Annotated in this window: 22 protein-coding genes and 1 pseudogene; 12 read left to right on the forward strand and 11 right to left on the reverse strand. The window is 61.3% G+C overall.

The window, feature by feature from the left end; translation table 11 throughout:
- Positions 1 to 729 carry an amidotransferase gene (locus tag HNE05_RS11975; protein ID WP_173207380.1) on the reverse strand — a complete coding sequence of 243 codons (729 nt, stop codon included), beginning with the start codon at positions 727 to 729 and terminating at the stop codon, positions 1 to 3.
- Between the two features lie 374 nt (positions 730 to 1,103).
- Here HNE05_RS11975 and ptrC point away from each other — a divergent pair, with 374 nt between their 5' ends.
- Positions 1,104 to 1,313: a type III secretion system co-regulatory protein PtrC gene (gene ptrC / locus HNE05_RS11980; RefSeq protein WP_173207384.1), complete on the forward strand. Its 210-nt coding sequence runs from the start codon at positions 1,104 to 1,106 to the stop codon at positions 1,311 to 1,313.
- Positions 1,314 to 1,338: 25 nt separating this feature from the next.
- On the opposite strand, the gene HNE05_RS11985 is transcribed toward ptrC, so the two are convergent.
- The 3 genes from HNE05_RS11985 to HNE05_RS11995 all read right to left on the reverse strand — a co-directional run bounded on the left by HNE05_RS11985 (position 1,339) and on the right by HNE05_RS11995 (position 5,662).
- Positions 1,339 to 1,800, reverse strand: a complete 462-nt coding sequence (locus HNE05_RS11985) for a hypothetical protein (RefSeq protein WP_173207387.1) — start codon at positions 1,798 to 1,800, stop codon at positions 1,339 to 1,341.
- Positions 1,801 to 2,202: 402 nt separating this feature from the next.
- The gene (locus HNE05_RS11990; protein WP_173207390.1) at positions 2,203 to 4,347 is read right to left on the reverse strand and encodes a 3-hydroxyacyl-CoA dehydrogenase NAD-binding domain-containing protein; all 2,145 of its coding nucleotides are present in this window, start codon (positions 4,345 to 4,347) and stop codon (positions 2,203 to 2,205) included.
- A gap of 109 nt (positions 4,348 to 4,456) precedes the next feature.
- Entirely contained in the window at positions 4,457 to 5,662 is a 1,206-nt protein-coding gene (locus HNE05_RS11995; RefSeq protein ID WP_173207393.1) for an acetyl-CoA C-acetyltransferase, read from the reverse strand.
- 621 nt (positions 5,663 to 6,283) lie between these two features.
- On the opposite strand from HNE05_RS11995, the gene HNE05_RS12000 reads away from it, so the two are divergent.
- Complete coding sequence (locus HNE05_RS12000) at positions 6,284 to 6,664, forward strand: rhodanese-like domain-containing protein (RefSeq protein WP_173207396.1); 381 nt, start codon at positions 6,284 to 6,286, stop codon at positions 6,662 to 6,664.
- A complete protein-coding gene (locus HNE05_RS12005; protein WP_173207399.1) occupies positions 6,649 to 7,476 on the forward strand; it encodes a cytochrome c in 828 nt (275 codons plus the stop codon). The genes HNE05_RS12000 and HNE05_RS12005 overlap by 16 nt, the downstream gene beginning before the upstream one ends.
- Positions 7,477 to 7,593: 117 nt before the next feature.
- Here HNE05_RS12005 and HNE05_RS12010 read toward each other — a convergent pair whose 3' ends face one another.
- The 4 genes from HNE05_RS12010 to HNE05_RS12025 are packed head-to-tail and all read right to left on the reverse strand — an operon-like array spanning position 7,594 to position 12,044.
- On the reverse strand, positions 7,594 to 9,180 hold the full coding sequence (locus HNE05_RS12010) for a GH3 auxin-responsive promoter family protein (protein ID WP_173207402.1): 1,587 nt from the start codon (positions 9,178 to 9,180) through the stop codon (positions 7,594 to 7,596).
- Positions 9,177 to 10,016: a bile acid:sodium symporter family protein gene (locus HNE05_RS12015; protein ID WP_180889158.1), complete on the reverse strand. Its 840-nt coding sequence runs from the start codon at positions 10,014 to 10,016 to the stop codon at positions 9,177 to 9,179. The genes HNE05_RS12010 and HNE05_RS12015 overlap by 4 nt, the downstream gene beginning before the upstream one ends.
- Positions 10,017 to 10,068: 52 nt before the next feature.
- The gene (locus HNE05_RS12020; RefSeq protein ID WP_173207409.1) at positions 10,069 to 11,031 is read right to left on the reverse strand and encodes a fatty acid desaturase; all 963 of its coding nucleotides are present in this window, start codon (positions 11,029 to 11,031) and stop codon (positions 10,069 to 10,071) included.
- Positions 11,028 to 12,044, reverse strand: a complete 1,017-nt coding sequence (locus tag HNE05_RS12025) for a fatty acid desaturase family protein (protein ID WP_173207412.1) — start codon at positions 12,042 to 12,044, stop codon at positions 11,028 to 11,030. Before HNE05_RS12025 ends, HNE05_RS12020 begins: the two co-directional genes overlap by 4 nt.
- A gap of 264 nt (positions 12,045 to 12,308) precedes the next feature.
- On the opposite strand from HNE05_RS12025, the gene HNE05_RS12030 reads away from it, so the two are divergent.
- From HNE05_RS12030 to HNE05_RS12050, 5 genes are all read left to right on the forward strand, one after another.
- Entirely contained in the window at positions 12,309 to 13,142 is an 834-nt protein-coding gene (locus HNE05_RS12030; protein ID WP_173207417.1) for a hypothetical protein, read from the forward strand.
- Position 13,143: 1 nt separating this feature from the next.
- Entirely contained in the window at positions 13,144 to 14,283 is a 1,140-nt protein-coding gene (locus HNE05_RS12035; RefSeq protein WP_173207420.1) for an aromatic ring-hydroxylating dioxygenase subunit alpha, read from the forward strand.
- Entirely contained in the window at positions 14,280 to 15,446 is a 1,167-nt protein-coding gene (locus HNE05_RS12040) for a hypothetical protein (RefSeq protein ID WP_173207423.1), read from the forward strand. The genes HNE05_RS12035 and HNE05_RS12040 overlap by 4 nt, the downstream gene beginning before the upstream one ends.
- A 21-nt stretch (positions 15,447 to 15,467) precedes the next feature.
- Positions 15,468 to 16,496: a fatty acid desaturase family protein gene (locus tag HNE05_RS12045; protein ID WP_173207426.1), complete on the forward strand. Its 1,029-nt coding sequence runs from the start codon at positions 15,468 to 15,470 to the stop codon at positions 16,494 to 16,496.
- A 108-nt stretch (positions 16,497 to 16,604) separates the two neighbouring features.
- Positions 16,605 to 17,657 (forward strand): NAD-dependent epimerase/dehydratase family protein, encoded by a 1,053-nt coding sequence (locus HNE05_RS12050; RefSeq protein WP_173207430.1) that lies wholly within the window; start codon positions 16,605 to 16,607, stop codon positions 17,655 to 17,657.
- Between the two features lie 67 nt (positions 17,658 to 17,724).
- Here the strand turns inward: HNE05_RS12050 and HNE05_RS12055 are convergent.
- A pseudogene (locus tag HNE05_RS12055) lies at positions 17,725 to 18,082 on the reverse strand (IS110 family transposase); the annotation flags it as partial.
- Positions 18,083 to 18,247: 165 nt separating this feature from the next.
- Here HNE05_RS12055 and HNE05_RS20680 point away from each other — a divergent pair.
- The 4 genes from HNE05_RS20680 (at position 18,248) to HNE05_RS12070 (ending at position 22,078) form a co-directional block, all read left to right on the forward strand.
- Positions 18,248 to 18,832, forward strand: coding sequence for a DUF6151 family protein (locus HNE05_RS20680; protein WP_219637192.1), 585 nt, complete (start codon positions 18,248 to 18,250; stop codon positions 18,830 to 18,832).
- A gap of 447 nt (positions 18,833 to 19,279) precedes the next feature.
- A complete protein-coding gene (locus HNE05_RS12060; RefSeq protein WP_173207436.1) occupies positions 19,280 to 19,603 on the forward strand; it encodes a DUF2834 domain-containing protein in 324 nt (107 codons plus the stop codon).
- A 25-nt stretch (positions 19,604 to 19,628) separates the two neighbouring features.
- The gene (locus HNE05_RS12065; protein WP_173207439.1) at positions 19,629 to 19,997 is read left to right on the forward strand and encodes a hypothetical protein; all 369 of its coding nucleotides are present in this window, start codon (positions 19,629 to 19,631) and stop codon (positions 19,995 to 19,997) included.
- A 926-nt stretch (positions 19,998 to 20,923) separates the two neighbouring features.
- Positions 20,924 to 22,078, forward strand: a complete 1,155-nt coding sequence (locus HNE05_RS12070) for an HD-GYP domain-containing protein (RefSeq protein WP_173207441.1) — start codon at positions 20,924 to 20,926, stop codon at positions 22,076 to 22,078.
- A 95-nt stretch (positions 22,079 to 22,173) separates the two neighbouring features.
- Here the strand turns inward: HNE05_RS12070 and HNE05_RS12075 are convergent, their stop codons facing one another.
- Both HNE05_RS12075 and HNE05_RS12080 read right to left on the reverse strand, forming a co-directional pair.
- The gene (locus HNE05_RS12075) at positions 22,174 to 22,971 is read right to left on the reverse strand and encodes a transglutaminase family protein (protein ID WP_173207444.1); all 798 of its coding nucleotides are present in this window, start codon (positions 22,969 to 22,971) and stop codon (positions 22,174 to 22,176) included.
- Positions 22,968 to 23,918 carry an alpha-E domain-containing protein gene (locus HNE05_RS12080; RefSeq protein WP_173207447.1) on the reverse strand — a complete coding sequence of 317 codons (951 nt, stop codon included), beginning with the start codon at positions 23,916 to 23,918 and terminating at the stop codon, positions 22,968 to 22,970. Before HNE05_RS12080 ends, HNE05_RS12075 begins: the two co-directional genes overlap by 4 nt.
- Positions 23,919 to 23,930 lie beyond the last annotated feature (12 nt).

Consider the following 23,930-nt stretch of genomic DNA (forward strand, 5'->3'; position numbering starts at 1 on the left):
TCAGGCGGTCTGCGCGCCCTTGCCGTGGGCGACGAAACGCATCATCCATTCGGCGACCAGATGCCCCTGATGATCCTGCTCCAGGCTGGCGACTGCCTGCTGGTAGGTCGGCTCGCCAATGCACTTCTGGCGAATATCCAGCAGCGCCCGCGAGTAGTCGTGGATGAACTCCGGATGGCCCTGGAAGCACAGCACCTGATCATCGATGCAGTAGGCGGCAATCGGGCAGAACGGGCTGGAAGCCAGCAGCGTGGCCTTCTCCGGCAGCGCGGTAACCTGGTCCTGGTGGCTGATCAGCAAGGTCAGCTGCTCGAGTGCCGGGCTCATCCAGGCCGCTTGCTGCTTGACCTCGTAACGATGGATACCCACGCCCCACCCCTGCTGCGCGCGCTCGGTATGGCCGCCGAACATCAGGGCCAGCAACTGGTGGCCGAAACACACGCCGAGCAGCTTGTCGCCGCGCTGGTAGCGCTCCTGCAGGTAAACCTTGAGCGTCTGGATCCAGGGATCACTACCAAAAGAATCGGCCTTGCTGCCGGTAATCAGGTACGCATCGTATTGCTCGGCATCGCTCGGGTAAGCGCCCTGCATGACGTTGTACACGCTGAACTGCGCAGGTATCGGCTGACGCTCAAACAGGCGCTCGAACATACGGCCGTAGCCCTGGTATTGCTCGACCAATTCGGGGCGAAGGACATCGGTTTCCAGAATGCAGATGCGCAGTGACATTAAGCGGATTACCTGACTCGACGGAGGGTTGGAAGAAGGCGCTAAGCCTGCATCGAAGTGCTCTGCAACGCAATATCCACGGGACTGCCAGGCGCATCAGCCGACATCCGGCAACCATCACCGGCCTTGATAGTTACCATGCTCGCCATTCACTTCTGTCGATGGGGCGTCTCGTCAATGATGCAGGCGTCGGATTCAACCCATCACCCGTACAGGAGATACCCCATGAGCAGTTTCGCAGCCATCGCCAGCCTGATCGCGGCTTCCGCCTTCCACAGCCCCGCCGCCGCGCAAAACCACCAGGCCCAACAGGCCGCCAACCGCAAGTAAGCCAGAGGGGCCGCTACCCGGCCCCGGCTAACGAGGACGTGACGATGACCATCAACGAAGCCTTCTCCAGCACCCGCACCTACGGCGTCACCTATGCCAGCCTCGACGAGTCCGGCCTGCGCTTCGAATCGGAAGCCACCGTGCACCTGGAAGACGGCAGCCTGATGACCCTGCGCATGCCCACCCGCCAGGACGAGAAGCTGGATATCCACGAAGTGGTGTGCATGCAGAACGGCTGGTGCCAGGCCGCCTGAAGCGCCTGGCCGCTCCACTCGCGGCTCAGAGCAATTTCAGGCGCTTGAGCACCTCACGCACGCCGGTCATTTCTTCCGCCGTCGCATTGCCGCTGTCACCGCAGACGCTGTAGTCCAGACGCTGGGCCAGCGACAGTGGCTGCAGATCGCGCGAGCGCAAGGGCACATAGATGTACTCGACGACGCCGACCTTGAGGGTGCTGCGCTCGATCTTCTCCTGGTGGCCAATGCGCATGCCGCCGACGCGCACATCGATCTGCTCACAACCCAGGTAACGCGGCTTATCGTCGCCACGCATCAGCACCAGGGTCAGCTGCACTTCGCGGCTTTGTGGATCGCTCATGCCGAAGAAGTTCAAGGTAACGCGCTGCGAGACAGCCTCCTGGACGAAGCTCACCACCCGGGCACCGCTCTGCGGGTCGTTCTGGTCGTTGATCTTGCCCTCGGCATGGGCGGCCGAAAACGCCAACCCGGTCAGCCAGGCCACGCCCAGCATCCCTGCCTGCCTGCAACAGCGCTTTATGGCGTGTTCCATACCTACCCCCACAGCTCGCAAGCCGGCTCAATGCATATGTCGCCCAGCCTACAGGGAAAGCCGGAGCGGGCGCAGCCTTAGGCAAGCGGCATAAGCAAATAGCCTCGTGGTGGCAGCCGCGAAGGCTTCCCGCAGCTTGGGTTGGGCAGGCCACTCCGCCCCCTACCCCTCTTCCACAAGTGGGAGAGGGGACTGCCCGGGTTGCCAGCAGGTCATTATCCCGTTGCCTGGCCGCTGCATTTTCCGCAAAAAAAAACGCCGCTTTCCAGAAGGAGGAAGGCGGCGTTTCCTTAAGTGAACAGCATTACCCACAGGGGCCGGTTTCTCAGGGCATCGCCTGCTTACCGGGCAAACTCAGAACTGTTCGCCCTTGGCCGCCTTCTCCAGCAGCAGCGCCGGCGGTAGGAAGCGCTCGCCGTACTGCTCGGCCAGGTACTGGGCGCGGGCGACGAAGTCCTTCACCCCATACTGGTTGATGAACTGCAGCGCGCCGCCGGTCCAGGCGGCGAAACCGATGCCGAAGATCGAACCGATGTTGGCGTCAGCCACCGACTTCAGCACGCCCTCCTCCACGCATCTCACCGTTTCAATCGCCTGGATAAACAGGATGCGATCACGCACATCTTCCTGGGAGATCTGCGCATCGGCCTTCTCGAAGCGCGCCTTGAGCTGCGGCCACAGGTGCTTCTTGCCGCCTTCCGGATAGTCGTAGAAACCACCACCGGCGGCCTTGCCCGGACGCTTGTACTCCTTGAGCATCAGCTCGATCACGTTGAACGCCGGGTGCTGAGGAATCTGCTTGCCCTCGGCAGCCAGGTCGGCAACGGTCTGCTGGCGGATGTGTTCCATCAGGCTCATCGACACCTCGTCGCTGATCGCCAGCGGGCCCACCGGCATGCCGGCCTTGCGCGCCTCGTTCTCGATCATCGCCGCGCTCACGCCCTCGCCGAGCATGGCAATGCCTTCGTTGGTGAAGGTGCCGAACACCCGCGAGGTGAAGAAGCCGCGGCTGTCCTCGACCACGATCGGGGTCTTCTTGATCTGCAGCACGTAGTCGAAGCCACGAGCCAGGGTCTCGTCGCTGGTCTTGGCACCACGGATGATCTCCACCAGCGGCATCTTGTCGACCGGGCTGAAGAAGTGCAGGCCGATGAACTTGTCCTGCTTCTGCACGGCCGTGGCCAGGCCGGTGATCGGCAGGGTCGAGGTGTTGGACGCGATCACCGCGTCGCTCAGCGCCGCGCTTTCGGCGGCGGCGGTGACCTTGGCCTTGAGGCCGCGATCCTCGAACACCGCCTCGATGATCAGGTCGCAGCCGTCGAAATCGGCATCGCTGACGGTTGGCTTGATGCGGGCGAGGAAGGCGTCGCGCTTCTCGGCCGTCACCTGGCCGCGGCTGACTTTCTTGTCCAGCAGCTTGGCCGAGTAGGCCTTGCCCTTCTCCGCCGCCTCGATGGACACGTCTTTCAGCACCACGTCGATGCCGGCGGCAGCCGACACATAGGCGATGCCGGCGCCCATCATGCCGGCGCCGAGCACGCCGACTTTCTTCGTCACGTATTGCGGAATGCCCTGCGGGCGCGAGCTGCCGGCGTTGATCTCGTTGAGCTGGAACCAGAAGGTGCCAATCATGTTCTTCGCCACCTGGCCGGTGGTCAGCTCGGTGAAGTAGCGCGCCTCGATGATCTCCGCAGTGTCGAAGTCGACCTGGGCGCCCTCGACGGCGGCACACATGATCTTCTCCGGCGCGGGGAAGCAACCCTTGGTCTTGTCACGCAGCACGCTCGGCGCGATGGCCAGCATCTGCGCCACGGCTGGGGTGCTCGGCGTTCCACCGGGGATCTTGTAGCCCTTGACGTCCCACGGCTGCACGGCGCTCGGATTAGCGGCAATCCAGGCGCGCGCCTTGCTCAGCATCTCCTCGACGCTGGTTGCAGTGTCATGAATCAGGCCGGCCTTGAGTGCGGCGTCCGGGCGTACCTTCTTGCCTTCGGCCAGGTACGGCAGGGCTTTTTCCAGGCCGAGGATGCGCACCATGCGCACCACGCCGCCACCGCCCGGCAGCAGGCCGAGGGTCACTTCCGGCAGACCGAGCTGCACGCTGGCGCTGTCCAGGGCGATACGGTGGTGGCAGGCCAGGCAGATTTCCCAACCGCCGCCTAGCGCGGCGCCATTGATCGCGGCCACTACAGGCTTGCCCAGGGTCTCCAGACGGCGCAGCTGGCCTTTGATGCCCAGGACCATGTCGTAGAACGGCTTGGCGTCGGCCTTGGTGACCTTGATCAGCTCGCCCAGGTCGCCGCCAGCGAAGAAGGTCTTCTTCGCCGAGGTGACGATCACCCCGGCGATGGAGTCCTTCTCGGCCTCCAGGCGCGCGACGGTCTGGCCCATGGCCTCGCGGTACTGCGCGTTCATGGTGTTGGCGCTCTGGCCGGGCATGTCGATGGTCAGGACGACGATATTGTCCTGGCCCTTTTCGTAACGGATGGCGTCAGTCATGTGTATGTCCTGTCGATAGGTGCCGCGTAGGGTGGAAAACCCGCAGAGCGGTTTTCCACCAGGCAGCTACTCGGTGGATGAGCTTCGCGTCATCCACCCTACAAAGTCCTTAAATGCGCTCGATGATCGTCGCGATGCCCATGCCGCCGCCGACGCACAGCGTGGCCAGGCCGTAGCGCAGCTCGCGCTTTTCCAGCTCATCGAGCAGGGTGCCGAGGATGGCGCAGCCGGTGGCGCCCAGCGGGTGGCCCATGGCGATGGAGCCGCCGTTGACGTTGACCTTGTCCTCGGAGACGCCCATGTCCTTCATGAATTTCATGACCACCGAGGCAAACGCCTCGTTGACCTCGAACAGGTCGATGTCTTCCACCGACAGCCCGGCCTTGGCCAGCGCCTTGCGCGTGGCCGGCGCCGGGCCGGTGAGCATGATGGTCGGGTCGGTACTGGTCACCGCGGTGGCGACGATGCGCGCCCGCGGCTTGAGGCCCAGCTCGCGGCCCTTGGCTTCGGAGCCGATCAGCATCAGCGCGGCGCCGTCGACTATCCCTGAGCTGTTGCCGGGCGTATGCACGTGGGTGATCTGCTCGACATGGCTGTAGACGCGCAGCGCGGTGGCGTCGAAGCCCATCTGGCCCATCATCTCGAAGCTCGGCTTGAGCTTGCCCAGGCCTTCCAGCGTGCTGTCGCCGCGAATGAATTCGTCGTGGTCGAGGATGACGATGCCGTTCTGGTCAGTCACCGGAATCAGCGACTTGACGAACGAGCCGTCCTTGCTGGCGCGCGCGGCCTTCTGCTGCGAGCGCAGGGCGTAGCTGTCGACGTCGCTGCGGCTGAAGCCTTCCAGGGTGGCGATCAGGTCGGCACCAATGCCCTGCGGAGTGAAGTGGGTCTGCATGTTGGTTTCCGGGTCCATCACCCAGGCGCCGCCGTCGGAGCCCATCGGCACGCGCGACATGGACTCCACGCCGCCGACCACCACCAGGTCCTCGAAGCCCGAGCGCACCTTCATCGCGCCCATGTTCACCGCTTCCAGGCCCGAGGCGCAGAAGCGGTTGAGCTGCACGCCGGAGACGCTGACGTCCCAGTCGGCGACCATCGCGGCGGTCTTGGCAATATCGGCGCCCTGGTCGCCCACCGGGGTCACGCAGCCCAGCACCACATCATCGACCTGGCGGGTGTCCAGACCGTTGCGCTCCTGCAGCGCGCGCAGCAGGCCCGCCACCAGGCTGACCGGCTTGACGCTGTACAGCGCGCCGTCCTTCTTGCCCTTGCCGCGCGGGGTGCGCACGGCGTCGAAAATCAGTGCTTCAGTCATGACGTCCTCGGTAACTGGCAGCGGCAAAAGCCGGGTTGCCTAACCTTAGCCCCACGCGTGCCGGACTCAATGACCGATGCGCTCAGGGCCATTGACCGTTCGGCTCAGACGGGCGGTAGAAATTGTCAGGCATTCCACCCGCGCTGCAGCAAGCGCTCTGGCGCCTGGCCTGCGCATCGATTGTTTATCCGATGCAATAACTACAGGGTTTTGCCTATGCCTTGTTAGGAGCCAAGTCGTCTAAGCTCCACGTGACGCGGGCCCTAGAGTTATCAAGGCAAGGTGCCGCCGCCGGGTTTTGCCGGGGTGGTTTAAGGTCTGAGCCAAGGTGTTGTGCCCGTGTCTACCAGCCACTGGTTGCTGACAAAAGCCAATACACCAACAAGAAGAAAGGCAGTAGCAGCATGTTCAAACAAGCCAAGTACCGGCAGGCGACGCTGATCGTCCTGGCCACCGCCGTTATCCTGATCCTGCCCAACGTGACTCGTCTGGTCAGTTGATCATTCTTCCCTGCCGTGGCCTGATGCCGTAGCTGCTCAGGCCACGGAACTACTTCCCCCCTCAACCCGTGCCAGCAGCTGTGCTAGCGTGGCACTTCATTGCACCTGCGAGGTGAACCCCATGCGCGCCCTACTGCTGAGCCTTGCCCTGATCCTGCCCATTGCCCAGGCGGGAGAAATCGACCAGAGCGCCGCCTTGCGCACCCTTGTCCTGTCGGACACCGTACTGATCGATGTGCGCAGTGCCGATGAGTTCGCCAGCGGCGCCCTGCCCGGTGCCCAGCTGATCCCCCACGACCAGATTGGCGCCCGCATCGCGGCGGTCGTGCCAGACAAGAACACCCCCGTCGTGCTGTATTGCCGAAGCGGCCGACGCTCATCGCAGGCCCAGGACGAGCTGCGTGCACTGGGTTACACACAAGTGATGAATGCCGGCGGTTATGAACAACTCAAACTGGCCACCACTCCACGGGATAAGGAAGCGGCATGCGTCGACTGCTGAACGCACTCTCCAGCCTGGCATTACTGGCCACCCTGCACGCTGCAACCGCGCATGCAGCCGAACTGCACATAGAACTGTCTAGCGGAACGCGTACCTGGGATAGCAGCAGCCTGCTCAGCCACCCCCAGACCGAAACCATCAGCATCAGCGCCGACGTGGCCTACAAGCGCGACATGCAGTACCGCGCCATCCCCCTGGCAGCGCTACTAGAAGGCGTAACCCCAGGCGACCACTTGCAAGCAGTCGCTCTGGACGGCTTTGCTGCCGAACTGCCAGCCGCGCCATTGCTGGCGACCCAAGGCGCGCGCGCCTGGCTGGCCATCGAAGACCCACAACAACCCTGGCCTGCACTGGCCCAAGGCAAACCCAGCGCGGGCCCGTTCTACCTGGTCTGGCAGAACCCCGAGGCGGCCCAGATCGGGCCGGAACAGTGGCCGTTCCAGGTTTCCCGCATCCGCCTGCTGGAAGCAGTCGCCAAACGTTTCCCTGCCCTGCTCCCCGCAGCGAACGCCAATGCCGATGTGCAGGCCGGCTTCGCCCAGTTCCAGAAAAACTGCCTGGCCTGCCACCGCCTCAACAACGCCGGCGACTCCCAGTTCGGCCCGGACCTCAACCTCCCGCACAACCCGACCGAGTACTTCGCTGAAGGTTATCTGGCCGCCTACATCCGCAACCCGCAAAGCCTGCGGCGCTGGCCCCTGGGCAAGATGCCTGGGTTTACCGAAGCGGTGCTGAGCGAAGCAGAGCTGGCCCAGTTACTGGGTTATTTGCAGCATATGGCGAGCCGCAAACAGGCCGCAGCAACGCCTTAAACGGCGGCGCAGCGACAGTGGCCACCCGCTGCAACTCTGCTCCGACAAGCCTAGCTATTGACCCCACTGCCTACCGAAGCACCTCAAACGGCGCATTCGCGGCGCTACGTTTTGTGTTCAGGCGCTCGACTTACAGGCAAAAGCCTTGAGCCAATCGTGGCGGGCATCCAGGGCGGTGGGTTTGATATCCCCGGCCCTTTGTCCTGCCGCAGTCAAGGTGCGCTGGAAGGTTTGCCAGGCGTGCGTGACCGGCTGGACTTGAATGGCCCCAAGTTGCCCCAGGCGCCGACAGGTCCGGTAATGGTGTCCGGTGGCCAGGTAGTCTTCGACCAAGTGGACGATTTGCTCGCACTGTGACGACCCGGCGTTACTTTCCAGAAACAAGCGGTAGTGTGGCGGCGCGCCATGCACCGGTGCCAGCAGGGCAAAGCGGATCTCGACAGCGAGTTTTTCGCGGACCAATGCCAAGGCTTGTTCGACCTGATTGGCGTGGATCTTCTCGCCGCACAAATCGCTGACGCGGTCGAGCTTGCCGGCGAAACGGATTCGGGGTGTGCGCCCGGCCATGCCGACGCACTGCACCACATCCTTGAGGTGATAGCGGAACAAGCCACCGCCCGTGCTGAGGATGGGGCTGTACGCCCCACCGACCCGCAACTCATGGGCCAGACAAGGCACGCGGTCGGGATGGTCGAGATCGATGAATTCAAGAAAATGACTGGTGATCGCCAAGGGACAGCCAGAGCCATCTTCGGGCAGCAAGGGCGCGGACACCACGCCTTCGGTGGCCAGCAGGCCTTTGCCTTGCAAGGGCGTGCGCACAAACCACTGCTGCAATTCAGGCAAAAATTGGCTGGCAATGCTGTCTGTCCAGCAAGAGATCAGCTTGAGCTGCGGCCAGATGGCCTCGCCACAGAGTCGGCCCTCGCGGTCGAGACCTTGGCGGATGCGCTTGGCGCGTGCGGCCGGCAGGTCGGCCAGCAAGGCATCCAGATTCTGGCTGATATAGCTCATCAGCAAGGAGATGAACGTTGGGCTCCAGACCGAGATCAAGCCCAGGCTTTCGGCCTTCAGCAGGTGCCGCGCGGTTTGTTGGCGCCAGCTGTCCATGTCGGGCGCATTGGCCACGGCATTGGGCACCGCCATCATCTTGTTGAGCGCCCAGCGCATCAACGGGCTGAAGTACTGCGTGTCGTCATCAAAGCCAATCGGCACGCCACCCTCTGTGCAGCGCGCACCCTGCTTGGCCAAGGAAATCGACCAATAGCTTTGCGTGCCCTTGAGGCCACGGGTATGGCTGAACACGTCGTACAACCAGGGATTGGTCGCCCTGGCGAAGTCAGCCAGCAAGTCATCCGTATAGGGAATGAACTTGTTGGTGGAGGTGGACCCGCCGGAGGGTTCGAGCATGCGCACCGGCGCGTGCGTCAGGACGCCCTGCTCACCCGCGGCGATGCGATCGATCCAGGGGCTCAAGGCATCGTAGTCAACCAGCGGAACACGGCTCTGGTAATCCTTGATCGAGTGGATGGCAGCAAAGCCATGGGCTTTGCCATAGGCACTGTCCTGATTGGCTTGCAGCAAACGACTCCAGCGGGCCAGCTGCGCCTGCTGCGGGTCTTGCAGGCTTTGCTGCAGTTGCCGGGCTTGCCCGCGCAAGCTCAGCGTATGGCCGCTTTGCAAGGCCCATAAGGCAAAGCTCATGCCGCCTCCTTGCGTTGCTGCAGCTGGAGCCTGAGAGCAGGCCACTGTGCCGACAGCACCAGGCCGAAACAAATCAGGGCAGCCACCAGGGTGTAGATGATGGGCACAATGGTCATATCAGGGTTGCCAATCATCTGGGCAATCACAATACCCAGGGCGCTGTTGTGCATGCCCACTTCGATGGCAATGGTCAGGCTTTGCGCCTTGTTCAGGCGGCTGAATCTGCCGATGACAAAGCCCAGCAGCATGGTGCTGGCACCTAATATCAGGGTGATGAGACCGGCGCGCTGGGCATAGCCGAGCATCTTGGTGAAGTCTTTGATGACCAGACCGGTGATCAGCAGCGTAATCAAGACAAAGCCACCCAGTTTGATATAGGGCAGGATTTTTGCCGTGAACGCGGGCCATAGGCGCTTGACTAGCATGCCCATGGCGATGGGCATCATCGTCAGGGCCAGCAAACGCTGGACGGTGTCCCACATGGGCAGAGTCTGGCTCAGTTGCGCACCCATAAAGTGGGTCAAGGTAGCGTTGACCAGGGGTGGCAAGGTCAGCACGATCAGGCAGCTGCTGACGAAGGTCAGAGTAACGGACAAGGCGGCGTCCCCCTTGGCCAGCAACGAGAACATGTTGGAGCCGACACCGCCAGGGCAAAAGGTCAGGATCATCAGGCCACAGGCGATGGCGGGGTCTTGCGGATAGACTTTCAGCAGCAGCCAACCCACGGCCGGCAACATCACCATCTGGCAGAAGGTGCCGAGCATGACCGCCCGTGGGTAAACCACCACGCGCCTGACGTCCTCCCACACCATGGACATGCCCATGCCGAGCATCATGGTGAAGATCAACAGGTTGCCCAGGTACTGCGCCGCCGAGTTCGCCTCCATATCAAGCTACCTGCTTGGGGACTAACGGGCCACGAACCTGATGCTCCACAGGCCAGGCGCACTCGACCGGTTGCGGCGGAGCCCAAAGCTTCAGGTAGGTCGCCAAATAGCCTTGAGTCGGCTCGGTCTGCACCAGCTTGGGCATGTGCAACCAAGGCACATTGGTTGCGCGGTGATGGCTCAGGTGCAAGTTGAAGTGCAGGTACAGCCACTGCAGCGGCCACCAGAGCTTGAGATCGTAGGCGCCCTCGATCAAATGGCGAGGTGTACGCACGTGATAGACGTACTGCTGGCTTGACCATGAAAAAGCAAAAGCGGCGTAACAGATGGCCACGGCTTGCCAGGTCAAATCCAGGGTCAGCCAGGTGCCAATCCAGAGCAGCAGGCCGAGGCAGGTTTCTTGACGAACCTTCCCGGCGCCACAGGTCTGGATAAACGCCAGGTAGCGAGCCAGCCCTTGGTTTTTGCCCTGGGCAAAAGCACGCGCGAGCCAGTTGCTGGGCGTCAGGCTGATGAACAGGGTCATCAAGGGGGCGGCCAGCCAGATCAATCCCGTGATGAACCCATAGTACTGAGCCGATTTTAACCACGCGCTTTCGCCCGGCTTGATGTAGTCCACCAACTCGGCATCCGAACGATTGGCCTTGTGGTGATTCAAGTGGGCCACCGTCATCAACTGATAGCTGCCAGGGAACAGGGTCGCGCAGATGAATCCCAGGCCGTCGTTGATGCGCCGGTTCGAGTGCAGCTTGCGGTGCTCGGCTTCATGCAGCAACGAAAAGCCGGTCTGCATGACAAAGGAGAACAGCAGTGCGGCCAGGCCCAGCCACAGGCCCTGACCAGCTGTCCAGGCCAACGATGCTCCAGCCAGCAACGCCAGACTCACGCCAACTTGGATCAAGGTGATGGTCACATTGAGCCGGTTGGGTATCGCAAACTTTGCTGGACGCGTTTTGCCGCTCACAGACCGTTCCCGGTGCGTTGGTTGGGATAGACCTCCGGGTGGTTGTGCAGATACCACTGACGCAACTTGGGCAGGTTTTCGAGCGCCACTTGCGGGTGCAGGTGATGGGCAATGTGAAAACCAATGTTGCGTGGGGCCAGGAATATACGACCCAGCCAGTTCATGTTGTGGTCCACCGTAGTCCGCATGATGGTTTCCATGCGGCGGTCTGTAACGGGGGTGTAGTTGTGCTCGACCAAGACCCGGTGCCCGGCAAACAAGGCGGCCACAATAGCGGGGATGAAGTAATAGAACAGCGCCTCCTCTGGCCGGAAGTAGGCGAAGGTGAACAAGCCAGCATGCACGACAACCTGGCCCAGCTCGGCTTTGCAGCAGTCGATCAGCTCGCGCAAATGGGTCAGGTCTTCACCTGATTTGTCTTGCAGGAACACGCGCGCGTAGCTGTTACGCATGCCTGGGATCAGGTAGGCCAACAAGCCATAGGGGCCGCGGATCATCCATAAAGGCACCAGCAAGATGTGCCGTAGCCAGATCAGGAAAAATATCAAAGGGCGGCCCGCTACTTTGGGCTTGAAGTACGGGTCAGCGGCCATGCCGCTGTCGCGGTGATGGCGAATGTGGTGATAGCGCATGGCGTTGAGGGTCGAGGCCATGGGGTAGCCGGCGAAGATTTCGACGATACGAATTTGCCAGCTTTTGCGCTTGATGGACTGGTGCGCCGCATCATGCAGGATCACCCCAAAAGAGTGGATGCGCCCGGCAATCAAGACCACCCACAAGGGGTAGGTCCAGGTCGGTGCATAAGTCATCCCGACCCAGAAAGCGGCTATCCAAGCCCAGTCAACCAGCGTGAACCACACCAGTCGAGTGTTGTTCGCGCGACCCAGCAACTCGCTCGGGACATTCTTGCGGTCAAGGTTCTGGCGCTGCGACCCTGCTGCCAGTAACGCCGTTTCCAGATCGTCGACCAGGTGCTGATCCTGGTGCGGAGGTAGGGCTAGAGATGCTGACATTACGCGCTCCTGCGAAAGTGAAAATCCAAAAAATTCCACCCCACCTTAATGATGAACGTGGAAATTGGTAACGCCATGACCGCTTACAGGCCTGCAGTGTAAGTATTCGAAAGAAATTTGGGAATATTCAATACATTTTTTTCGTAATCGCGCATTTAATGGTTACATAATGGCCGGAGCTAGTGGCATCATGCGCAGCGATCGCCGCCCTATGTTCGTTAACGAACATGCGGCACCTTGACTCTAGGGATTGGGAGCACTGCCATGCAGGGATTGAAGCAAGGTCAAGGCAAAGCCAGCGCGTGTGCCGCGGATAGCGTGTCACTCGAGGCCGCTGACCTTCGGGCCGCCAGTGGCAAGCTCGCGTCGCGGCGCATAGCCGTCAGCGAACTGGACAGCGACACCATCGCGCAGATGTGGTCGGTGTTTTGTGGCTACTACGCCGACATCAGTCGCGACAGGTTCCTCGCGGACTTGCATGAAAAACAGTTTGTGCTTCTGCTGCTCGACAGCGGCGATCGCAGCGTGCAGGGCTTTACCACCATTCAGGTGCTGCAACGGCACTTCGCGGGCAAGCCTTACCTCGCCGTCTATTCAGGCGACACCATCATCAATGAAGCCTACTGGGGGCAGAGTGCCTTACAGGCCGGTTTCTATCGGTTCCTGATGGGCTTGAAAGCCAGGCATCCGCTGACCCCGCTCTACTGGTTCCTGATTTCCAAGGGCTACAAGACCTATCTGCTGTTCAGCCGCGGCTGTGCCGACCATTGGCCCCGCTATGACCGCCCCACCCCCGATCACGTGCTGGGCATCATCGATCAGCTGTCCCGAGAAAAATTTGCCGATGACTGGAAGCCCGAACTGGGCCTGCTGCAGTTCGCCACGCCCGCCGGCAGGCTCAAGGAAGGTGTTGCTCCCGTCGATGACGCCGCCCTGGCTTATCCAGACATCCGCTACTTCGTTGAACGCAACCCCGGCCACGCCCAAGGCGATGAGCTGTGCTGCCTGGGGGCCATCAATGCCAAAACGGGCGTTTCCTATGTCGGCAAGCTGGCACGCAAGTGGGTTCGTCGCCAATTAAGAAACCTCGGGGCTTGATATGACCAGTCAATCAACCATCACCCTGATTCCCGTCACCCCCTGCGACCAGGCATCGAGCGCCCAGAGCGGCGACGCCAGCATGCGCGAGCGCAGCGGCGACTTGCGAAACTATTGGTACGCGGCCGCCCAGTCCATCGAGGTTTCGGCCAAGAAACCGCTGAGCGTGATCATCATGGAAACGCGCATAGTGTTGTGGCGCAATGCGCAGCAACAAGCCGTCGCCCTGCGTGACCGTTGCTTGCACCGCAATACATTCCTGAGTCCGGGCGACATCACCGAGTTGGGCATCAAGTGCCCGTATCACGGCTGGACCTTCGATGATCAAGGCGTGTGCGTGAATGTGCCGTCTGAAGGCGAAAACGGCAAAAGCTACCCCAATCGCAAGGTGCAGAGTTTCCCTACCCAAGAGGCTTACGGCCTGGTTTGGGTCTGGATGGGCTACGGCGAGCCCGACGCCAGCCGCCCTCCATTCCCGATGCCGCATTACCAGGAAGAGGGCTGGACCACCTACTACATGAAGACCCATTTCAACAACGGCGTCACCTCGTTGGTGGAAAATTTCATGGATGTGCCACACACCGTGTTTGTCCACAAAGGCTGGTTCCGCGATCGCAAGAAGCTGCGGGTCGAGTCCAGCGTCGAGCGCACGGCCGACAGTGTGCTGGTGACCTACCATGGCCAGGATTCGATAGGTTTTACCGAGCGGGTGCTGAACCCGAAAAGGCTGCCGATGCAGCACACGGACAATTTCTACATGCCGAACAACACGCGTGTGGACTACATCTACGGCGACAACGAACGCGGCTTCGTCATCAGCAGCACCTGCACGCCGATCAATGACTTCCAAAGCACCGTGTTCACCTTTATTTGCTACAAGTTCGGCTGGGCCAATCCCCTGTTCCGGTTTTTCATGCCCTGGTATACCCGCCAGGTGATTCAGCAAGACGTTGAAATCATGGAAAACCAGGGCAAGAGCCTGCAAGAACAAGGCCCCGACTTCAAAAGCACGCCGGCAGACACCCTGCATCTGTTTATCGAGTCCTTGCGTGAGCACTCCCAAACCGAGGGCAAAGACGCTCAGGGCCAGCCGCTGCCTGCGCCGCCGGCCATGACTCGCTCCGTAACCTTCTGGATATGAGCGATCCGCTGAGCACTCCCGACATCCTCCACGAGGAAGATGGCTGGCGCATGCGCTTGGCCCGCCCGGCGGACAATGCGCGCCTCTGCGACTTGTTCCGGGAAGTGGATATGTCCGCGGACCTGTGCCTGGCGGAGGAACGTGACCCGGACTTTTTTGCCCTGCATCGCGCGCAAAGCCCGCAGGCTTACAGCGTGATACTGGAGGACTCGACTCAAGCGGGTCGCCCGGCTTTTGGTTGTGCCAGCATCCTGGCTCGCGATGCCTGGTATGGCGCAGAGATTCGCCGAGTGGGCTATGCCTGCGATTTGCGCATTGAACACGGCTTTCGGGGCGCCCGCGTGTTCCCGACCGTGATCGATAAATTCATGTCCTTTATGCAGGAACATGAAGGCATTGACCTGATGTACAGCGCCGTCTTGAGCAGCAATCAGCGTGGTCGAAACGCGCTGCTCAACCAGCACGGCAAACGCGCCGGCCAACCCGTGGGTCAGGTCATGACGCCCTACCACATGACCTCGATCCAGTTTGTCGGCGCGCGCATGCCCAGCGACCCACGGGTCCAGCGCGCCGAGGAGGCGGATCGAGCGGCCCTGGTCGAGTTTCTCGCCGCACAACAGAAACAACGCCTGTTCGGCTATGTCGTCGACGACGCCTGGTTTCAGGCCCGGCTCGAGCAGTGGCCAGGCATGCGCCTGGAGGATTTCTTTCTCCTCAAGAACGGCGATGGGCGCGTCCTGGCCTGTGCGGCCCCCTGGGATACCGCGGGGCATCTGCGCCGGTCTCGGGTCATCAAGTATCAGGGCAAGATGCAATGGCTGCGCCTGGCTTACAACGCCGAAGCGCGCTTAAGGGGCTTTGCCAAATTACCTGCGCCGGGCGACTGCTTCCACTTTGCCTACCTGACCCATCTGGAAGTCAGCAACGATCAGCCCGCCCTGCTGGATGCCTTGCTGTGTGGCATTTACAACGCGCTGCGCGATCAGCCCTGGCACTTCATGAGTCTGATGGTGCCCATGGGCAGCCCGCTGGAAGCCGGCTTGAAGCGCTTTCGCCTGCAACGCATCGCCATGGAGTTGCTCGCCTTCAGCAATCCGCGCTCATCCTGGCATGGCCGGTCCTTGAGCACCCTGCGACCGGGCTTTGAGATGGCACTTCACTGAGAGCATGGACAAGGAACGTATATGACACCCGAACAATACCGTGAGCTGCGCCAGAAGCTGGTCAAGGATGGCCTGTTCAAAGCCCACAATGGGACGGGGCTGGCCATGGTGGTGGGCGAAGCCAGCCTGTTTCTGGGTGGCCTGTATGGGCTGAGTTTTCTGCAGCCCTGGTCGATCGGCTTTATTGCCCTGCAGATACTGCTGGGCACCTCGGTCTTTCGCCTGTTTGTCCTGATGCATGACTGCGGCCACCACAGCCTGTTCCGTACCCGCTGGCTCAACACCCTGTTCGGTCTATTGACCAGCATGCCCGGTCTCGTCCCGCTGGAGGGCTGGCGGGAGAACCACTACCCGCATCACCGCTGGGTCGGCATTCGCGACAAGGACCCTTCCGCCACGGGCCTAGTCAGCTTCGAACAGAAGAAACAACACTCGCGCCTGTATGTGACCCTGCTGCGCCTGATCTGGGTGCTGCGCCTGCCGGTGCCCGCCCTCACCTTCATCATCAATAGCCTGTGGCTGTGCCCGTTTCGTCTAACCCGGCAAGGTCGGTACAAGCGAGCGGCCCAGGTGCTGGGGTCGAGCCTGGTGGCAGTGGCACCGCATGCGCTGGCAGTGGCTGTGGTGGGCTGGTCGACCTACCTGACCTACTTCGGCCCCATCCTGCTGGCCTGGTTGTACTGGTACGAACTGATCAACCTGATTCACCATTCCGGCCTGTATGAACTCGACTCCAAGCAACACCCCGAGCCCCTGGCACTGTACGAACAGCAAAGGGTAAGCCGTTCGGCCTATATGCCCACCTGGCTGTCAGCGGTGCTGTGCTACCACTTCACCTTGCATGCCGAACATCACTTGTTCCCCTTGATCCCCTGGCACCACCTGCCGGCTGTGCGCAAGGCCTTGGCCGAAATCCAGGTGCATGACTACCTGGGCGTGCCCTTTATCGCCTTCAACATGGCGCTGCGCAAAGAAGACCCCGCCCAGGTCTTGTTGAACCGCATGTCCCCCGCCATTCAGCGTTTACAGAAACCCTTGCTGCGCCCATGACGCACGCCAGCCGGGCGCGACTGTCTCTAGCGCCCCTGAGGTTTCGCGGTTTTTCCTACCACTGCGGCGTGCCGACCGGCGTGCTGAATAAATCCTGAGGTGAGTCCCATGAACAGCAGCCAACAAAGCATTCTCGTCACCGGTGCTTCCGGGTACCTGGCGTCGTGGGTCGTCGAACACCTGCTGCGCCAGGGTCACCAGGTGCACGGCAGTGTGCGCAGCCTGGATGACCAACAGAAAATCAGTCATCTGCAGCAGTTGGCGAGCACGCTGCCCGGCACGCTGCGCTTGTTTGAAGCCGACTTGCTGGTGGAGGGCAGCTTTGATCAGGCCATGCAGGACTGTGATGCCGTGATTCATTGCGCCTCACCGTATTTCTTGGAGGACTGCGCGGATCCCGAAGCGCAATTGCTGCGGCCCGCCGTGCAGGGCACCCGCAATGTCCTCAATTCGGTCAATCGTTGTCCGTCGGTGCGGCGGGTGGTGCTCACCAGCAGCGTGCTGGCCCTGTTCAACGACGCCCAGGACCTCGCCACGCAGCCCGCGCAGACGGTTCAGGAAAGCGACGTCAACCCCAATACCGACCTGCGGCATAACCCCTATGCCTATTCCAAAACCATGGCCGAGCGCGCGGCCTGGGAGATGCAACGCGCGCAGACCCGCTGGGACCTGGTGACCATTCACCCCGGCGCTATTTTTGGCCCGTCGCTGTCCTCGCGCGCCGACGCCACCAGCGTCGGCATGCTCACCCAGTTTCTCAATGGCTCGTTCCGTCGGGGTGTGCCGCGGCTCTGGATGGGCCTGGTGGATGTGCGCGATGCGGCACAGGCGCATGTCACTGCCGCCCTACTGGACAGCGCCAGCGGCCGTTACATTGTGGTTGCCGAAAGCGCCCGCTTGCTCGATATGGCGGCCCTGATGGACGTCGCGGCGGTGGGCATCAGTGACCGACTGCCCACCGCTGAAGCGCCGAAAAGCCTGCTCTGGCTGATTGCGCCGCTGCTCGGTCTGCGCCGCAACTACATTACCCGCAACGTCGGCTACCCGCTGGCCTTCAACAACAGCCGTAGCCAGCGCGAGCTGGGGCTTGCCTACCGCAGCCTGAGCAGCACGTTCAACGAGCACATTCAGCAGATCGCCAACGATGGCTTGCTGAAGTGAGCGCAAGGCTCCTGTCAGCATCAACCGTCAGGTAAAAGCCCTACGGCAAGCCCGGCAACTGACTTAGCAGCGGCTGCACTTGCTGTTGCTCGTGGCTTTTCACCGGCACGGGGTGAATACCGGCACAACCCACCGCTTCCAGAATGGCATCGCCGTCATTGCGATCCGTCTTGTTACGCCGACGATACGGTCACACGTAACGCGGATGTAACAGCATCACCCGATGGCCCAGCCTGCGCTCTCGCCCCCCAGTAATGCGCCGTGCCACACGCATCCCTCACCCACTCGACAGGCTCCGCTTGCTCCTGTACATATCGGCCAAATACCTCTCGGTTCAGCTCCTTGCGTTGACCCACCACGCCGGCACGGACACTTTCGGCAACCTGGTAAACGGACTTGGCCAAATCAACTGCGATGTGCTTCATAGACCCTCTGAACAAAACCTCGCCACTCGGAGTCACAGACTGTGGCGTGGAGAGAGTCCATTAGAGCACTCACTTCGCTCGCTGGGAGCGCGTTCCGCGGCCCCTTAGCTTAATCGTTGCACAGCGCTAGTCAGACCGTGATCAATCCAAGGAGTGGTGACATCTATGCATCCAATTCAATGTAAATGTGGCGCCATTAGAGGTGAACTCAAAAATATTGGAACCAGCAATCGCCTTATCTGCTATTGCACAGACTGCCGAGCGTTCGCGCACTTTCTTGATAAAACTCCTTATGTGCTAGATGAACAAGGCGGAACCGAGATCATCCAAGTAGCGCAACGATGCCTAAGCTTCTACCAAGGCGAAGATCTTCTTTCGACAGTATGCCTCAGCGAAAAAGGCATGCTCCGCTGGTATGCGACATGTTGCGGAACGCCTATTGGTAATACGATGGCTAGCCGCAAAGTGTCATTCATAGGCCTTATTCACACCTGCCTAGATCGCCAGAAAATGGATAGCGACTTTGGAGCCAGTGTGGCAGTTTTAAACACTGACACCGCGCTGGGTCAACCGAAGCCGAAGCAGCACGGACTGTTGGGGGTTATAGCTCGCTTTATATGGATCCTTGTCACGAACCGCATCAACGGGCGATATAAAGAATCCCCTCTTTTCAATTCTTCAGGCTTACCTCGGGCAACCCCCAAGATCCTAGAAGCTGACGAACTGAAGCGCTTGAAAAGTACCGTATAAAATGTGACTCAAATCGCTTGCTTCGCAGACTTTGGAGCATCGACAACACAGCCCTTAACCAAACATTAAGCGTCAGTCTCTTTTAATTACGGTGCAAGCACGGAAGTTGTGTCAGCCCGACACAGTAGCAAAGCCACTTCCGGCGCATTACGCGACTGCCTGGCATCCAACCCACACCTTCTTTGCCCTCCCCCACCCACCGCACCAGTCTTCTTTCACGACAATGCTGTGTAAGTTTGTAAAGTGAGCGCACAGCCGCACAGCCACGCCATGAACCTGAATATCTCTGGCACATTTGTCACGCTGATCTACGAAGCAAGCTTTGAATACTGTGCGGGCATGACGCACTTCAGTTAACCGATCATCGGCAACAAAACCTTGCTAGCCAGGTGCTAGATCAATTCCAATGACCGGATTAGCCAATAGCGGCCAACCCAAGGACGGATCATGAAAAAAATCGCACTGCCCCTGCTCACGCTGATCGCCTTCTCGGCCTACACGCTGTTCGTCATGGCGCATGCCGAACAATCACTTATCCAGTTCGGGTTGCAGTTGATGTCTCGCCTGGATACGGCGCAGGTGGTGATCGATCTTTATATTCTCGCCGCACTGGCCTGCGTGTGGATGTACCGGGACAACCAGTCGCGCAAGCGGCCGCTGCGGGCCGTATTGCCGTATATGGTGCTGACCGCCGTGTTCGTTTCGGTAGGGCCTTTGCTTTATCTGGTTGTGCGCGGTTTTTCCCAGCCGCCCAAGCCAGTAGATCCTTAACCACTCTTGTCCAAGGAGGACATCCATGCATTGCTTCAACCATCCGAACACTCCCGCCATCGGCAGCTGCAAAGCGTGCTGCAAAGGCCTGTGCGCTGAATGCACCACCGATATGGATCACGGTCTGGCCTGCAAGGACAAGCATGAGGCGATGGTCGAAACCTATCAGTTCATCATCGACAAGAACTCGGAAATCTATTCGGCGGCGCCGAAGAACATTGTCATCGCCCCGGCTTTCTATCTGTTCATGGGCGGCGCTTTTGCTTTTTATGGCTACCGCTCGGGCGGCTTCACCGATCTGCCCTTTATGCTCGGCATCGGGTTTATCGTCTTCGCCGCGGTGACCTATATCAGTAGCAAGGCACTGTTCAAGGAGGCCTCGGGCAAGGCCTGAAGATATGAACGGGCAAGCAGCGCTTGGCGGGCTCGGATGTGATCGTTCCCACGCTCCGTGCGGCAATGCCGCCTTTGGCGCTCAAGCCCGACTGGGTGTTTGATCGTTCCCACGCTCTGCGTGGGAATGCCGCCTTCGACGCTCCTGCGTCCACCCGCTGCCTTGTACCGACCAACAGCTCTGTGACGCAGAGCGTCACGAGCTTGGCTCCCACGCGGAGCGTGGGAGCCATCGAAACACGAAACCTTCAGGCAACTCTCCCGCCCCCTTCAGAAGGCCGAGCGGAATCATTACGGAAGGGAGCGAGCCGCATGGATGCGGCGAGAGGCTTAAAGGGCCAGGGATGGCCCTTTAAGCCGGCCCCTGGAGCGATGATGGAGTGAGGGAATCCCGCCGCAGGCGGGGCCGGATGCTGGGGGCAAGCGTTTTGGGTTACTTTTTCCGCGACACGCGACTGGAAAAAGTGACCCGCCCAGCAGGGCGAAGCCAATGTTTCAACCAGCGCGAGAACAGGCAGCGGCACAAACACCAAAGAATGGCGGATAACGCTTCGCGGTTATCCACCCTACGGGTTTGGAGCCGACCACCAGCTCGGAGTATCTAGCAGAAGCCCCTCTCCCCCTTCCCCTCTCCCGTAAACGGGCGAGGGGTGCGCGCGCGCTACCGGCCAAGCCCTACGCAGCCCTCGGAAGCGACCGGGCAAGCACCCACCGCCCTGCTCACAGCCAAGCAGCGAGCCCGGCGGCGAAGCCCGGTGATAGAGCTGCGCCAGGATTGAAGCGAGTTGGCCTAGATCACGTACCGAACGTCGAGCAATTTTCCGATAGGCGTGTCCAGGGTTGACAGCGAGCAATCGTGACATCATTTTGATATCACGCATCGTGTAACAAACCCGACACGCCCATAACAATAACTAGGCGGGAAAAATGAACGGATCGCCAGCCGACGAGCCGCAGGTCAACTACATCGCCCTGACTGCCGGGCAGATTCAGCTGGGAAAACCCCTGCCCTGGCCCGTCTACGACGCCAGAGGCGGCCTGCTGCTGAATCAGGGTTTCGTCATTTCCTCGCCCGGCCAGCTCGAGCGCCTGCTCGAACGCGGCCTGTTCCAGGCCAAGAGCACGCGTACCCAGCTGGCCCATGCCGTGGCGGACGCGACATACCGGGTCAACCCCTTTGCCGAGTACGGGGAGTTGCTCGAACACCTTGAAACCACCCTGGATCGCTTGCTCAACCAGCAACCCGAGGCGGAGCGGCGCGTGCTGACCCTCGGCAAGCGCATCGACCAGATCTGCCAGGCCGATGCCGATGCCTGCCTGGCCCTGGTGCATATCTATTCGGTCGAGCCCACCGCCCACGAGCAGACGCTGTTCCACGCCATCCTGTGCAACCTGCTCGCCCGCCATCTGCAGTTGGAAGCCTCGCAAATCGTGGCACTGATGGGAGCCGCCCTGACGGCCAATATTGCCTTGCTGCGCCATCAGGACAAACTCAACGGCATGTGTGGCGATCTCAGCCCGGCGCAACGCAGTATCGTCAACAAGCACCCGACGCTCAGTGCCCAGGCCGTTAGCGCGGCCGGCGTTAGTAGCCCGGTATGGCTACAGATTATCGAGCAGCACCATGAACGCGGCTCGGGCGAGGGTTATCCACTGGGCCTTCAGGAAGGGCAGATCCGTATCGAGGCACTCATTCTGTCACTGGCAGAACGCTATACCGCCATGATCACCAAACGGGCCTACCGCAATCGCTTCAGCCCCGCGCAAGCCATGCACCTGCTAGAAGAAGAAAGCCATGAGGGCACCACCGAAGCGAAACTGCTCAAAGAGCTGCGCCAGCTACTAACGCCCTACCCACCTGGCTGCTTCATTCGCCTGAACAACAGCGAAACCGCGATTGTCACCCGCCGCGCCGCCGACAGCCTCGCGCCAAAAGTGCGCGCGGTCACCAGTGCCAAGGGCAACCCTTACCTGGGTTCTTTCAGTCGCGATACCCAGCATGAAGACTTCCGCCCTTGCGAGTACATAGAGCCGCTGCACCTCCCTTCGGTGAATATCCCGACGCTTTGGGGTTACGGCTAAGGAGCAGCCACACGCAACTGGAACTCGGAATAAAGCGCCTTACGCGGCAGTCAGCGCGGCCGGCGCCCCCATAAGAGCCAGGAGCAGTGCACCCCCTATTGCTGCTGCACCTGCAGCAACGGCGAGACCTTGACCCGCGCATGCATCTGTTCGCCGCCACCGCCACGGCGCATGCCGCGTACCGGGCAGGCGTCGAGGTAGTCCAGGCCGACGGCCAGCTTGAGGTGGCGCTCCGGGCGGGCCAACTGGTTGGTCACGTCGAAGCTGTACCAGCCGTCATCCAGCCAGGCTTCGGCCCAGGCGTGGCTGGCCAGGTGGCCACTGTCTTCGGTGAACAGGTAACCCGACACGTATCGCGCCGGCACCCCCAGGCTGCGCGCGCAGGCGAGGAACGCGTGGGTGTGGTCCTGGCAGACCCCGGCGCGGCCGGCGAAAGCCTCGGCGGCGGTGCTTTCGACCTTGGTGGCGCCGGGGGTATAGGGCATCTGCTCGTGCAGGCCATGCATCAGGCTGATCAGGCTGTCGCGATCGCGGCGACCACCACTGCTGGCCTGGGCGAAGTCGTACAGGGCGTCATCCGGCTGGGTCAGGCTGGTGAAGCGCAGGTACGGCAGGGCCGAATGGGTGTCACCTTCGGATTCGCAGTGTTCGTCGATCTCGACTTGGCCGCGGGCACCGATCACCAGTGCTTCGTGGGGTTCATCGAGGGTCAGCACATGCAGGATGTTGCCGTGCGGGTCGCGCTGGGCACGCACCGCGCGTGGCAGGTCGAGCTGCCAGCTGAGCACATGCTGGCGCACGCTCTCCTGCGGGGTCAGGCGCAGGTACTGGATGCTGGAACGCACCTGATCCTCGTAGTTGTAGGTAGTGTCGTGACGGATCGAGAGTCTCATACGACCTCCAGATAGGACGTGTGGATGGAGCTGCCCAACTGCCGGACGAGCAGGATGAAATCGGTGAGCCAGACATGCAGGCCCTCGTCGAGGACCTCGTCGATGCTGGTGTAGCGCAGGCGGGCGTCGATTTCGGCGGCCATGCGCTGGGCCGGGCGACCGTTCTCGCCGGGCAGGCCGGAGAGCATCAGGTTGAGTTCTTCGATACAGGAGCGCAGTGAGCGCGGTACGTCCGGGCGCAGCAGCAGCAGTTCGGCGATCTTGCGGGTGCGTGGCGAACCACGGTAGATCTCGGTGAAGGCCTCGTAGGAAGACAGTGCACGCAGCAGCGCGCTCCACTGGTAGTAGCCGCGTGCCGAGGTGTCGCTGACCGCATCGGCTTCCTCGCCGAGCATCTCGTAGCGAGCATCGAGCAGGCGCAGGGTGTTGTCGGCGCGTTCGAGGAAGGTGCCCAGGCGGATGAAGCGGTATGCCTCGCCGCGCATGATGGTGCCGAAGGTGGCGCCACGGAACAGGTGCGAGCGTTCCTTGACCCACTCACAGAAGCGGCTGATGCCGTAGCGCCCCAGGCCCTGGGCGGCGATGCCGCGCATTTCCAGCCAGGTGGCGTTGATGTTTTCCCACATGTCGGCGGTGATGCGCCCGCGCACGGCGTGGGCGTTGGTGCGCGCGGCCTGCAGGCAGCAGTAGATGCTCGCCGGGTTGTCCGCGTCGAGGGCGAAGAAATGCAGCATGCGCTCGGCGTGCATTTCGCCGTGTTGTTCCAGGTAGTCGTCCAGGGTGCCGGTGATCAGCAGTGGCATGGCCAGTTCGTCGAGGCCATCGCCACGGCCGTCCTGCGGCATCAGCGACAGCGAATAGCTGACGTCGAGCATGCGCGCGAGGTTCTCGGCGCGCTCCAGGTAGCGCGACATCCAGTACAGATCGGAGGCAGTTCTACTCAACATGATGCGTTTTCC

The organism is Pseudomonas campi, assembly GCF_013200955.2.
GTDB classification, from domain to species: Bacteria; Pseudomonadota; Gammaproteobacteria; order Pseudomonadales; family Pseudomonadaceae; genus Aquipseudomonas; species Aquipseudomonas campi.